At 33.6% G+C, this 13321-nt stretch carries 12 protein-coding genes; 5 read left to right on the top strand and 7 right to left on the bottom strand.

The features are described 5' to 3' along the window. Nucleotides 1-4 precede the first annotated feature (4 nt). Complete coding sequence (locus tag DNU06_RS04710; RefSeq protein ID WP_111062074.1) at nt 5-1105, bottom strand: T9SS type A sorting domain-containing protein; 1101 nt, start codon at nt 1103-1105, stop codon at nt 5-7. Between the two features lie 108 nt (nt 1106-1213). On the opposite strand from DNU06_RS04710, the gene DNU06_RS04705 reads away from it, so the two are divergent. Next, nucleotides 1214-2668, top strand: coding sequence for an aminoacyl-histidine dipeptidase (locus tag DNU06_RS04705; protein WP_111062073.1), 1455 nt, complete (start codon nt 1214-1216; stop codon nt 2666-2668). Between the two features lie 291 nt (nt 2669-2959). Here DNU06_RS04705 and DNU06_RS04700 read toward each other — a convergent pair whose 3' ends face one another. From DNU06_RS04700 to DNU06_RS04680, 5 genes are all read right to left on the bottom strand, one after another. After that, nucleotides 2960-3532, bottom strand: coding sequence for a class I SAM-dependent methyltransferase (locus DNU06_RS04700; RefSeq protein WP_111062072.1), 573 nt, complete (start codon nt 3530-3532; stop codon nt 2960-2962). Continuing rightward, nucleotides 3532-4794 carry a dihydroorotase gene (locus DNU06_RS04695; protein WP_111062071.1) on the bottom strand — a complete coding sequence of 421 codons (1263 nt, stop codon included), beginning with the start codon at nt 4792-4794 and terminating at the stop codon, nt 3532-3534. The genes DNU06_RS04700 and DNU06_RS04695 overlap by 1 nt, the downstream gene beginning before the upstream one ends. Before the next feature lie 11 nt (nt 4795-4805). Continuing rightward, complete coding sequence (locus DNU06_RS04690; protein ID WP_111062070.1) at nt 4806-6857, bottom strand: vWA domain-containing protein; 2052 nt, start codon at nt 6855-6857, stop codon at nt 4806-4808. Between the two features lie 93 nt (nt 6858-6950). Then, entirely contained in the window at nt 6951-7709 is a 759-nt protein-coding gene (locus DNU06_RS04685) for a TIGR02757 family protein (RefSeq protein WP_111062391.1), read from the bottom strand. A gap of 2 nt (nt 7710-7711) precedes the next feature. Then, entirely contained in the window at nt 7712-8362 is a 651-nt protein-coding gene (locus tag DNU06_RS04680) for an ABC transporter ATP-binding protein (RefSeq protein ID WP_111062069.1), read from the bottom strand. Between the two features lie 52 nt (nt 8363-8414). On the opposite strand from DNU06_RS04680, the gene DNU06_RS04675 reads away from it, so the two are divergent. Genes DNU06_RS04675 through DNU06_RS04660 form a run of 4 tightly spaced genes read left to right on the top strand, consistent with a single transcriptional unit; the run spans nt 8415 to nt 12454 of the window. After that, nucleotides 8415-9383 carry a zinc metalloprotease gene (locus DNU06_RS04675; RefSeq protein WP_111062068.1) on the top strand — a complete coding sequence of 323 codons (969 nt, stop codon included), beginning with the start codon at nt 8415-8417 and terminating at the stop codon, nt 9381-9383. After that, complete coding sequence (locus DNU06_RS04670) at nt 9376-9942, top strand: Smr/MutS family protein (protein WP_111062067.1); 567 nt, start codon at nt 9376-9378, stop codon at nt 9940-9942. Before DNU06_RS04675 ends, DNU06_RS04670 begins: the two co-directional genes overlap by 8 nt. Beyond that, on the top strand, nt 9942-10604 hold the full coding sequence (locus tag DNU06_RS04665) for a hypothetical protein (protein ID WP_111062066.1): 663 nt from the start codon (nt 9942-9944) through the stop codon (nt 10602-10604). Before DNU06_RS04670 ends, DNU06_RS04665 begins: the two co-directional genes overlap by 1 nt. Continuing rightward, entirely contained in the window at nt 10601-12454 is a 1854-nt protein-coding gene (locus DNU06_RS04660; protein WP_111062065.1) for a hypothetical protein, read from the top strand. Before DNU06_RS04665 ends, DNU06_RS04660 begins: the two co-directional genes overlap by 4 nt. Here the strand turns inward: DNU06_RS04660 and DNU06_RS04655 are convergent. Then, a complete protein-coding gene (locus tag DNU06_RS04655) occupies nt 12447-12992 on the bottom strand; it encodes a GNAT family N-acetyltransferase (RefSeq protein ID WP_111062064.1) in 546 nt (181 codons plus the stop codon). The genes DNU06_RS04660 and DNU06_RS04655 overlap by 8 nt on opposite strands. Nucleotides 12993-13321 lie beyond the last annotated feature (329 nt).

Here is a 13321-nt window from a genome sequence, read left to right as displayed (position 1 = left end):
TGGTTTATTCCTTGGTGATTAAGGTGTGTTGAATTGTACCATCATCTGCCGTTATTTTCAAAAAGTAGGTACCTACAGGTATGTCTCTTAAATCAATTTGCTGCTCGGATATGGTATAAGTTTGAATCAATTGTTGGTTTAAATTATATAAAGCGACATTTCCTGCTGAAATGGGAATATTTAAAATGTTTTGAACAGGGTTTGGAAAAACGTTTAATGGTTTTTCTGTAATAGTTTTTGATAAGCCTAAAGTTGGATTTGGATGGTTATATTGTGCTAGAAAATTCCAGGTAATAACTGCGCCTGAAGTATCGTTAACACCAGGGATTAAAAAAATATGATCTGCCCCATTCATTTTCCAATGTTCTAAAGGGGTAGTGCAATCGTAAATTATTCTTTCAATGGTAATGCCGTCTGCCATAATATCGGGAATGTCAATAATAGTGGAATCTGTTCCGTTCCATCCGTTAATAGTTTTTAATTTGTTTATGGTTGGGTTTACCAAACTTAAAGAAGGAAGTGCTGTCCCTGCGTAAGGAACCACCGCATCTGCAGTGCCATGTACTTGCATTACAGGACGTGGAATACTAGGGTTATAAGCCGCTAAATCTATATCCGACATGGTACCAATGTGACAAACAGCAGCTGCAATTTGTCCATCCATGCTATTTAAGGCCGTAAAAGTCATAATAGCCCCCATAGAAATACCGACAAAATACACCCTAGATCGATCAATGTTGTAGTCATCCACCATTTTTTCAATCATGGTTTGAAAAAAAGCAATATCATTGACTGTGGAAGCCAATAAAGTATTGTTATTCCAAGAAGCGGAGCCAAAAGCATTATTCTCTCCCTGCAAATACAAAGGAATAAAACGTGCTGTGTCCGCAATAAAGTTTAACCCAGCATCTGCTATTTCTTGCGCGGTACCACCAATACCATGCAATATTATAACTAAAGGGGCAGATTCTGAATTTTGATAATTCTGAGGTATATATTCAATATAAGAGCGTGTTTCAGACCCTACAGTTACGGACCCATTGTTTTGTTGGGCGAACATTGTAAAGGAAAAATAAAGTGCGAATAGGAGTATAAATTTTTTCATTTCAGTATGATTATCCTTCAAATTTAGATAGTTTTGTCGGCATAACCTAAATTATTTTTTGCTTCTGTATATAAGAAGTGAAAATAAGTAATTAAAAACATATTTAACATGCAAGTAAGAGACCTAGAACCAAAAGCCGTTTGGAACCATTTTGAAGATTTAAATGCAGTGCCGAGACCTTCAAAAAAAGAAGAAAGAGTAAGGGCATTTATGAAAGACTTTGGTAAAAGTTTAGGTTTCGAAACTCTAGAAGATGCTATTGGAAATATAGTAATTAAAAAACCTGCTTCAAAAGGAATGGAAAATCGCAAAACTGTGATTATTCAAACCCACTTGGATATGGTACACCAAAAAAATGAAGATACTGATTTTGATTTTTTAACTCAAGGTATTGCATCATTTATTGATGGAGATTGGGTAACAGCTGAAGGCACAACCTTAGGGGCAGATAATGGAATGGGAGTGGCTTGTGCCATGACTTTATTATCTTCTACCGATTTAGCACATCCTGCTTTAGAGTGTTTGTTTACTGTAGATGAAGAAACAGGAATGACAGGAGCGAAAAAATTAGATGGTAGCCTTTTGGATGGTAAAATCTTATTGAATTTAGATACTGAAGATGATGATGAGATTTCTATCGGCTGTGCGGGTGGAATTGATACCAATACAAGTTATACTTATCAAACTGCTGCTTGTCCTGCTAACTCAAAGGCTTTTAAAATTAAATTATCCGGTTTAAAAGGTGGTCATTCAGGAATGGAAATTAACTTGGGTAGAGGAAATGCCAATATTTTATTGAACCGTCTTTTATTTCAAGTAAGTACAAAATATAATGTTGGATTATACGAATTTGATGGTGGTAGTTTAAGAAACGCGATTCCTAGAGAAGCTTCTTGTAAAATAACAATTAACGAAAGTGATGTTACTGCTTTTGAAAGTTTTTTAAATGCAGAAGCAGCGGAAATAATGGCAGAATTTAGTGTGGTTGAACCTAACTTCAAAGTTGAAATGACAGCTGAAGATTTGCCAGCAACAATTTTGCACCAAGACGAATTTGAATGCATCATGGAAGTATTGTACAATACGCCAAATGCAGTTTGGAAAATGAGTGATAAAATTGAAGGATTAGTAGAAACTTCTTCTTCATTGGCAAGAGTGATTATCAAGGACGGAGAATTCATTACCCAGTCCCTACAAAGAAGTATGATTGAGTCTGGTAAAAATGATGTGGCAACAGCTATGCGTTTAAACTATGCGAGAATGGGTGCAAGTGTGGTTCAAAGTGGGGATTATCCAGGTTGGGCGCCAAACCCAACTTCTTCAATTTTAAAATTAGTCGTAGATAAATACGAAACTTTGTTTAATGCAACACCAAATGTTCAAGCTTGTCACGCAGGACTGGAGTGCGGTATTTTACAAGAACATATTCACGACTGTGATATGGTGTCTTTTGGTCCAACGATCAGAAATCCACACTCTCCAGATGAAAAAGTAAATATTGCTTCTGTTCAAAAATTTTGGGGTTACTTATTAGAAGTATTGAAGGATATACCCGTTAAATAGTGATTAGATAGTGGTCATTAGTTTCTAATGATTACTGAAAAGACTCTGATTAGTATATGGCTATTTTGGAGCATACACGAAAGAATTCACTTTCCTCCCTTGATTGTTTTCAAGGGAGTTTTTTTTGTCTTGAAAAATTTATGAGTCCTAAAAACTAGCGCATGTGACTAGCTTTTATTTCTGTGTTTAGCTTAATAGGTGATTACTAAAAAGGTTGTAATTCGTAAATAACTTTGCTGGATATTATACTAAAGACCAGTTACGCTAAACGCATCACTAATTAACTAAAAATTATTTTTTAGTACCTATGTAAATAAATGCAGGTGGTATATTGATGAGAGAAAAGCGCAGGTTTAATTTACCAAAGAAGCTTTCTAAAAGTTTTTTAGCACTCAAGGAATATTGGTATTGCACATACCGTCCATCTTGCTTTAAAACTTCGTAAGCAGCTTTCACTATGTTTGTCTTTATAGGTTCTGGAATCACAGTCAAAGGAAGTGAAGAAATGACAGCATCTGCCGATTTGATATGGTGTTCAGCAAGTGTTACACCTAGTTTTTCAGCACTTTCGTTGACTAAAATCAAGCGGGGATCGTCTAATTTTGTTTTTAAAATCTGATAGAAATCTTCATTGAGTTCAAAGACAAATATTTTAGCATCTGCTTTTGCTCTTTTCAGTATTTCTTTGGTAAAAACACCAGTGCCCGGTCCTAGTTCAATAATGATATTTGCATTTTTGAAATCTATACGATCGCACATTTTTTTTACTAAAAATCGAGAAGAAGGGGCTACTGCTCCTACTTGTTTTCTTTCTTTAAAAAATGTCTTTAAAAACTTTCTTCTTTTGGGTTTAATTCCTTCCATTAGTCTTCAAATATAGAGATAATTCCATTGTTAATTACACCCAATGCTTTTCCAGTTAGATTTTTTCCAATGAGTGGAGAATTCTTACTTAAGGAAGCCAAATCATCTGCGTTTAGACTGTATTCTAGTTTCGGATCAAATATGGTTAAGTTTGCTCTAGAATTAGCCGTAATAGTCGCGTATGGTAGTTTCATTACTTTTCGAGGACGAATTGCAATGGCATTTATTTTATCACTTAAGTCGAGTCCTGCCACATTGTTTAAAGTAGCGAATAGGGTTTGTGTACCTATCATTCCAAAATGTGCCAAGTCAAATTCTAAGTCTTTATTTTCTTTGTCTTCTGGTGTATGGTCAGAACAAATAAAGTCTATGGTGCCATCTTTTAATGCTTCAATTAAAGCTTGTCTATCTTTTTCAGACCGCAAAGGAGGTAGTACTTTGAAGTTTGAATTGAATCCTAATACTTCCTTGTCTGTATAAGCCAAGTGATGGGCATAAACATCTGCCGTTACTTGAATACCATTCTTTTTTGCGTCTCTAATTAAGTCTACACTTTCTTTGGTCGAAATTCCCGTAAAATGAATGGCACTTTCCGTGTATGCCGTCAAACTTAAATCTCTTTCTACCATTAAGTATTCCGCAATGTTTGGAATCGATTTTAGTCCTGTTAAAACAGAAGCTTTACTCTCGTTCACCTGACCTTCACCAAATATGCTATAATCGTAGGGGAAAGAAACCACTTTAGAATTCACATTTTTCATGTACAATAATGCGCGGTACATGATGCCAGCGTTTACTGGTTGGTGTCCATCCGTAAAACCGATTGCGCCAGATTGACTCATGTCGTAATACTCCGCAATATTTTTTCCTTCTCCTAATTCGGTTAAAGTACCATATGGATATATTTCAACTGGTGAATATTCTGCTTTTTTTCTGACGTATTCAATTTGGGTTTTATTACTCAATGTTGGATTAGTCATTGGGGTTACCGAAACGGCGGTCATACCACCCAAAGCTGCAGCTGTTAAACCACTGCTTAAATTTTCTTTGACTTCATTGCCGGGATCTTGAAAATTTACTTTTGCGTCATACCAGCCATAAGAAACGTGTAAGTTTGGAATTTCCACTACTTTATCAGCAGCCAAAGAAATACTATCTTCTATGCTTGTGATGGTTTCACCTTCAATATAAATATCTTTCACTTTTAAATGAAATGGTCCCTCCGGATCGATAATGGTACATGATTTAAGTAAAATATTCATTTTTTACAGATTTAGGTCGTTTTCCAAAATTTGATTAACGCAATTTCAATTGCTAAAAATAATAAGGCTAAAAATAAAAATAGCCGCCAATATGCTTTGGGTTTAATGTTTTCAATTTCAATTTTACCTTTTTGATTCAATAAAAGTTCTTGCACTTGATTCCAACCAGCATCTTTAAATATTCCAATCAATTCTACCTTCGGAATACTTTCAATAATGGACTCTGTTCTGTCGAAATTAAAGGCCAAGGCATCTTTAAAACTTATTTGATCCGTTAGTTCATAAAAACCAGCTTGTTTTAGTTCGCCATTTAATTGATCGAATAATACAATTTGACTGTTAGATTCATTGACAATTGGGGGAATTAAATCGGTTTTAAATAGAGGGTTGATGAGGTGAATTGGAGATTTTTCTTTACTTTTTTCCTTTAACAGGTAGGCTCCACCTTTTCCAATAGTGTAAAACAAGTCTTTTTTAAAGGTTGCTGTTTCAGCAATTCTTAAAAAAGTAGCAGCAAATAAAGCTTGCTTGTCAAAGTTACTAAAGTCAGCCAATAAAGGTGCTGCTTGTAAAAATAGCCGTCCACCATTTTTTGTTTTTGAATAGGTTAAAAAGGGATTGTTTTCATTAAAACCAAATAGACTGATAAAGTTCTGATTGGAGTTGACCAAGAGGGGGAAATAACTTTTAATACTTGCTTTGGCATAATTTTTTGGCGACTTTTCAAATACCCCTGTAAATAATGGGTCTTTGTCATTAAAATAATTCAAAGTCCTTACTCCTCCAGTAGATTGACTCCTTAATGTCGGTTGATTTTGTGTGGTTAAAAAACTATTCCATGCCTTTAAATTGGCTTTAGCACCAGGAATCATGACAACCGTAGCTCCCTTTTTTAAGTTTTCGTTGATAAGAAAGACTGCGCCACTAGTTAAATCGTTGATGTTGTTAAAAATGACCAATGCTTTATCTTCAAAATCACTTTGCTTTAATTGGCCAATTTGGATACTGGTGTGTTGGTAGAAAGGGTTTACAGCATACAATTTTTCAAAAGTCTGCGGATTGTTTTCCCCTTCATTTACAATTAGAATGTTGGTCTGGTTTTGAATAGTATAGGTAAAATAAAACTGGTCGTCGAAAAATAGCTGATTGGTTTTAATTTTTATTTCTCCCTTTTTTATACCCGCGGTTAAGTGGTTATAATTAATGGTTTCCTCTACAAAAGAGTTTGCACCAACCTTCACTGTTTTTACCCCCTTGTCCTTGCCATTAATGTTAATGGTTAGGGTAAGATTGTCTAATGGTTTATTACTTATATTTTTAATCCTAAAAGCTAAAGTGATGGGTAAATTAATACTTTGTACAGGAGATTCAAACCAAATAGAATCGATAAAAATATTTCCTTGAATTTCGGCTTCGGGTTGGTAAAAGTATAGAGACGTATTGGAAGGAGATAATTTAGACAAGTCACTGGTCGAAGTTTGGAAGTCTGAAAATAGGAATAATCTTTTTTGTTGATTTTCTGCAGACTTATTTAATAGATCATTAGAAATATTTAAAATGTTTAAGAGTGGAGTAGCGGCAGGGGAAAGTTTAATTTCTTTAATACGCTCGGTAATTTCGGATTTGGTATAAAAACGTTGGTCTTTCGCTAAAAGTTCAGAAGTTAACAAAACAATTTTTTCATTTTCTTCAAAAGAAGCTACCAAATCAATTGCTTTGTTTTTTACCTCATTAAGCAAATCTCCATCTTGTCCTTGGGCTTGCATACTAAAGGAATTGTCAATAAAAATAGAAGATACAGTTTCGGTATTTATATTATCAGCTGTTGGAATAAAAGGTTGGGCAAAAGCAAATACTAGCGCGGCAATGGCAAGCAATCGGCTAAATAGAATCAGTAAGTGTTTTAATTTGTTACCCGATTTTGAATCTTCAATGGCTTCGTTCAGTAAATCAACCTTAGAGAAATAGACCGTTTGGTATCTTCTGAAATTAAATAAATGAATAATGACTGGAATGGCTAAAAGCAGTAATGCCCAAAGAAAGTTTGGATAGACAAAATTCATACTGCAAATATGGTAAAATTAAACTGAATGTTCGCCTTATTTGTCAATAGATTTTACAAGTAAATTCTGATCGTAAAATGTTACTTTCAACCCTTAAAACCCCTCATATACTCCTAATCCAAATAAAGCAAAATCATATTTTACCGGATCGATAGGATCAAATTTTCGTAGGTGTGTCATTAATTCTTCCAATGCTTTCCAATCATTCGCCTTTCTTTCAATCAAACCAAGTTTTCGAGCAACATTACCAGTATGTACATCTAAGGGACAATATAATTCTGCAGGAGAAATGCCTTTCCATAAGCCAAAATCGACCCCTTTTTGGTCTTTTCTAACCATCCAACGTAAATACATGTTTAATCTTTTTGCAGCAGAGTTTTTTAAAGGATCTGAAACATGTTTCGTGGTTCTGGATTCGTGTGGTAAACTGAAGAATACTTTTCTAAAATGGTGTATTTTTTCAGCCATATTACCCTGGTGTTCCGCAAAAACACTTTCTATACTGCGTTGTTTGGCGTACAAATTTCTCAAAGAAAGTACAAAATACTGCAAGTCTGTTTTATTAAATGTACGGTGTACAAATTCAAAATCATTTAAATCTTCTTCGCTGGCGTGAAGGATATATTGCAAAGGTTGATTCCCCATTATTTCTAGTATGCGATTACTATTTTTAATGATCATGGGTCGCTTGCCCCAAGCAATGGTTGCGACTATAAAACCAATGATTTCAATGTCTTCCTTTGCCGTGAATAAGTGAGGGATACCAATGGGGTCATCCTTTAAAAAGTAATGTTGCTGGTTATACTTTTCTACCTTTTCGTCTAAAAAGACTTGTATGTCGGGATAAGGAATAATCACAACATCAATCCATCTTTCATTACCAAAGCTCGGTCGGCCATTTTTGCTAATTCCATGTTGTGTGTTACAATCACAAAACTTTGTCCAAATTCATCTCTTAATTTAAAGAATAACTCGTGCAATTCGTCAGAGTTCTTGGAGTCTAAATTTCCCGAAGGCTCATCTGCAAAAATAATTTCAGGATCATTGATTAATGCCCTTGCCACTGCAATTCTTTGTTGCTCTCCACCGGATAATTCACTTGGTTTATGGTCTAAACGGTGCGCTATATTTAAAAAATCTAAAATTGATTTCGCCTTTTCTATAGATTCCGACTTTTTTTTCCCACCCAATAAGGCGGGGATAATTACATTTTCTAATGCGGAAAATTCTGGTAGTAATTGGTGAAATTGAAAAACAAAACCTAAGTGATTATTTCTAAAATTGGCTAATTTTTTCCCCTTTAATTTGGCTATATCTTCTCCTAATATCTCAATTTTACCACTGTCTGGCGCGTCTAATGTACCGAGTATTTGGAGTAATGTTGTTTTTCCCGCACCCGAAGCGCCAGTAATACAAACGACTTCACTGGGAGAGATTGTGAGATCGATTCCTTTTAAAATTGGAAGGTCACCGTAATTTTTACTGATGTTTTGAGCTTCTAACATAGGGGCATAAAATTACTACGTTTTATTATATTTTGTTGTAAATTTGTGAATAATGTTAAACGATAGTGATAATTTTTATCCAGAAAAGCCAAAGCTTTCTATCCCTCCAAAAGGGTCGAATACTTCAAAATATATTTTGATTGTTGGCTTTATGATGTTGCTGTTTAGTAGTTTGTCTAGTGCTAACTATTGGGTAATATTATTTGTTCTTGGTACTGTTGTGTTGCATGAGTTTGGCCATTTTATTGGAATGCGTTTGTTTAGTTATAATGAGCCAAATTTCATTTTTTATAGCATTATCGCACAAAAAGCTAAAAATAGATTTAAGCCAATATCACAAAAAAATAAAATTTTAACCCTACAAATGGGCCCCATACCAGGGTTAATTATTGGTACCGTATTGTTTTATGCAGCCTTGGAGTCTAAATCGGAAGTACTTTTTGTTATCAGCATGATTTTACTGACTATAAATATGTTTTCCCTCTTGCCAATAGATCCTTTAGATGGTGGTAATATCATAAAAAATTTATTTTTCCCAAAAAGTCAGAAACCCTATTTAATATTTGTTTTAATTTCTTCGCTTATTATCATTATTGCAGGGTATTTTACAGGACTGTACATGTTAATGATTCTTGGTTTTTTAATGGGCTTTAAAGTCAGAGGTATTCAAAAAAACATGCTTATTTATGATGAGCTAGAAGAACAAGATATTAACTACAACCAGTCGTATAGTAATTTAACGGATAGGGATTACTGGAAGATTAGAAATGTATTTTTAGATTTTAGTCCAAAATTAGAAAGTATTATACCTTCTCGTTCGGAGATATGGGAAAATGAAAAATTATTATCGAATCAAGTCAAACAGCTATTAAAAGCTGACATTAAATTAGATGCAAGTCCTTTTTTAATTGTCTTGAGTTTTGCCATTTACTTATTTTGTTTATTGATTCCGGTTTATTTGTATTTGACCTACAACGAAACTATTATTGGTGTGTTTCAAAACCTAAGCATGAATGTTTAGTGTTGGCGACCAAGTGGCTGTTATTCACGAAGCCATTGAAGGGGTTGTATTAAAGGTACAATCCAAAAAAGTGAGTATTGAAGACTTGGATGGTTTTGAACGTATTTATAATGAAAAAGACATTGTAAAAATTGCTAAAACCGAATACGAAATAGACGAATTAGATGTTCGTGAAGTTAGTGCCTATGAAATAAGTGCTACGCCAAATAAATCTATTCCCAATCAAAAAAAAGGAAAAATTCAACCAGAACAAAGTCGGTATAATGATTTTGAAATTGACCTACATATTGAGGCTTTACAAGAAAGAAAAGCGTTTTTATCCAATGGTGAAATATTACAAATTCAAATGATGGCTTGTAGGATGTTTGTGGAAAAAGCCATCCATTTTAAAAATAAGAAAGTAGTTTTGATACACGGTAAAGGGCAAGGGGTTTTAAAGAGTGAAATATACCTATACTTAAATCGCTTAGAAGAAACCAAACACATTGGTATTACTTACGAAAGTGGTAGTAAGTTTGTCTATGGTGACGGCGCTACACAAGTAAACTTTTTTTATTAATGCGTCGACTAAAATATATATACCTTCTTTTTATACCATTATTGCTTACCAGTTGTTTTGAATTTATTGAAGACATTAGTATTAATGAAGATGGAAGTGGGGAAATTACTTTGATACTAAATGCCAGCCAAAGTAAAAGTAAGCTCAATTCTATGCTACTGTTAGAAGAAGTGGAAGGTTATCGTGTTCCTAGCAGGGCAGAAATTATTACAAAAGTCAAAAACTTGGAAGATTCATTACGAAAAATGCCTGGTTTTTCAGCGGTGTCTACAGCGTTAAATATGGATAATTTTGTTTTAAAAGTCCATGCTAATTTTGATAAAATTGAAAGATTAAATGAGGTGATTTTTAAGCTATGGTTTGCACGAGATCCTGTAAATGCACAAAGAATGACTTATTACAGTTTTCAGTCAGGAACTTATATCAAGCAAGCAAGTTCAGCCATGAATTACTTGCAGAATTCACTTAAAAGAATAGATCAAAATTCACTAGAGGGATCTAATTATATTTCTTTAAGTCGATTCCAAAGTGCAGTGTCCTCTCAAATAAATGCCAAATCAATTGTTTCAAAAAATAATAAAGTTGTTTTTTTAAAGCTACCTTTGACCGCATTAATTAATAAGCCAGAATTATTTACCAATAAAATTATTACGCATCCATGAAAAAATTAAGTTTCTTATTTTTCACATTTATTTCTCTCCATTTATTTGCAATAAACTCCCCTCTTGAACCCGTAATACCTAGTGATGTAAACGTAGTTTTGCGGTTAAATGGAAAAAAATTGGCAGAAAAAATAGGGATAAATAACATCTATAATTCAGGGATTTTTATGAATTATTTGGAGTATGCTATTTTTTCGGATAATACGAACAAAAAGATAGAAGATATTGGGGTCAATTTAGAAAAAGATCTTTATTTTTTCAGTAAGAGCACGGATAAAATATCTTATTCGGCCTATTTGTATCCAATAGCAAAAGCAAAGCTATTTGAAAAGTACATTGCAGAAAAAAATGGCATGGTAGAAACTGTAAAAATGCAAACTTATACGGTGATATTTTATGAAAATGAACGGGAAGTATTGGCGTGGAATAACCGTTTTGCGGTATTTATGCATTTTGATTATTCCAACTATTCTGATGATGACGAAGCAACTGAAGTAGAGATGTATGAAGATGTGTTAATGGAAGCTGCGGATGCAGTGGGGGAAGCCGGTGTTGAAGAATCAACGGAGTCTGAAGCGGCATATGATGCAAGAATTGAGAAAGAATTGGAATTAAGAGAGCAGGCTAGAAGAGAAAGTTTAGAGAGAAAAAGGAATTTATATTATGCTGAGTTGAACCCCATTTTTAATTTAGTCGCTGGCCAAAAAAGTATATTGGATAATGCGAGTTATGTCAAGCATAAAAATAACATGGCAGACTTTAGTTTTTGGATAAATATGAGTAATTTATCTAGAAGGTATAATTCTTATTATGGTGGGTATTATGGTTTTTCAGGAAGTATTGGTAGCTTACTTTCTACTTATATTGGAGAAGAATTGAGAGGACACTTGTTTTTATATGAAAAAGAAATAAAATTGACAGCAAACATAGGGTATACTGCTGAGATTCAAAAATGGATGAATCAAATTTACACGTCACGTATGCCAAAGAAATTCTTAAAGTATATCCCAAATCAAAATGTTTTAGGGGTTACTTCAATTTCAATGAATTCGACGAAGTTTTGGGAAGCCTTTCCTAAAGTATATACTGAGATATTAAATCAATCCTGGTCAAGAAGAAGACAGCCAGATGAAAAACAAACAGAAGCTTTTGCCGTATTGGCTGATTTTATGAGTATCGTGATAGATGAAAATGACTTGGGTGATTTAGTCACAGGGAATAGCATTTTTATTCTTAAAAACCTACTCCCCGTAAAAGTAAACTATACTTCTTATGAGTATGATGCGGAAAATTCAGATTACATAGAAGTTGAAAAAACGAAGACGGAGATGATGCCTGATTTTTTAATGGTAATGGGATCCGAAAATAAACCTTTCATGACTAAATTATTGAATTTGGCCATGAAAAATAATGTACTATTATCGCGTAAGGGATATTTTTATACAGATGGAAATAACAGAGATTTTCCTTATAAGATCTATTTTTATGTCAATGAAGATATGGTATTCGTCTCTTCAAACGAAAACGAAATTTTATCTTTAGCTGACGGTACTTTTAATGGTGGGGTAGATAAAAAATTAGGGAATAAGATTATCCGAAATAACGGGTATGCGATACTTGATATTAAGGAATTACTAAATAGAATTGACCAAACATATTTAAATGTGACAGATGTGAAACTATTGAATTACGCTAAGGCAAATACAGGTAGTGTTGAGTATTTTAATCGTTTTGAAAATGAAGAGACTAATTATTATATGAGTTACAGTATTCCTGAAAACTTTGAAAATTCAGCAAAGTACTTATGGGATTTTATTCATAAAATGGATGAAATTGATCAGTCTAATTAGAAAATAGGTTTTTTATATCACTTTCTACTAATACCCATTGGTTAACTTCTTGTTTAAAGCTTAATGAACCTGGAGTAGTGGAATATCTTTTCAGTAATTTAAAGCCGAATTTTTCAATCGATCTGTTGGGCGCTTTATTGCTTGCCTTGGGTTCGCAGTATATCGCTTTTAGTCGCAGGTCTTTAAAAAATAGTGGAACAGTTGCTTTTAAAAAATTAATTCCAAATCCTTTTTTACGGTGCTTTGCTTCCCAAATATGCAAATGCATGTGGGCTTTTTCTCCAAAATTTATTTTATTGACATTACAATGGCCAATCGGGTGTTTGTCTAAAGTCCAAATAAAGGCGTAAGATTGTTTTTTGTGGACTGGTAAATTCAATTGATTCGTTAACATTCTAATCAAGTCAAATTTATTAGGCAGTTTATTCAAGTCAACCCCCATGTTTACTAAGTAATCAGAAGGGGAGTGCAACCAGTATTGGACAATGAATGGAATGTCATCAATCTCTAATTTTCGTACGCCAATTCTTTGTGCCATGGGGTAATGTCGGTTAATTTAATTCTAATTTGTAGTCTAATTTAGTTTTTTTTTATGAGAAATTTAAAAAAATTAAATGAACTTGAAACTTTTATTATTGTTCTTTAGTGTGTTCGGTTTTGTTGGATGGTCTTCTTCTCAGGTCAACTCCTTTTCTTCAAGGAGGAAAATTCTGCTGCTTTATTGAAACCTGATCAGAATCTATGGAGCAAAAATTTCTTTGGATAGTAGTCGTAAAATAGCTATACGCTACAAGTATTGCTAAATAGAATCAAAAAAAAATAGTCTTGACGTTTGCCAAGACTATTTCCTTTATCAATAATGTTTAT

Source organism: Putridiphycobacter roseus, from assembly GCF_003234935.1.
Taxonomy (GTDB): domain Bacteria; phylum Bacteroidota; class Bacteroidia; order Flavobacteriales_D; family Crocinitomicaceae; genus Putridiphycobacter; species Putridiphycobacter roseus.
The sequence above is the reverse complement of the archived record's forward strand: the minus strand, read 5'-3'. Positions and strand labels throughout refer to the sequence as shown.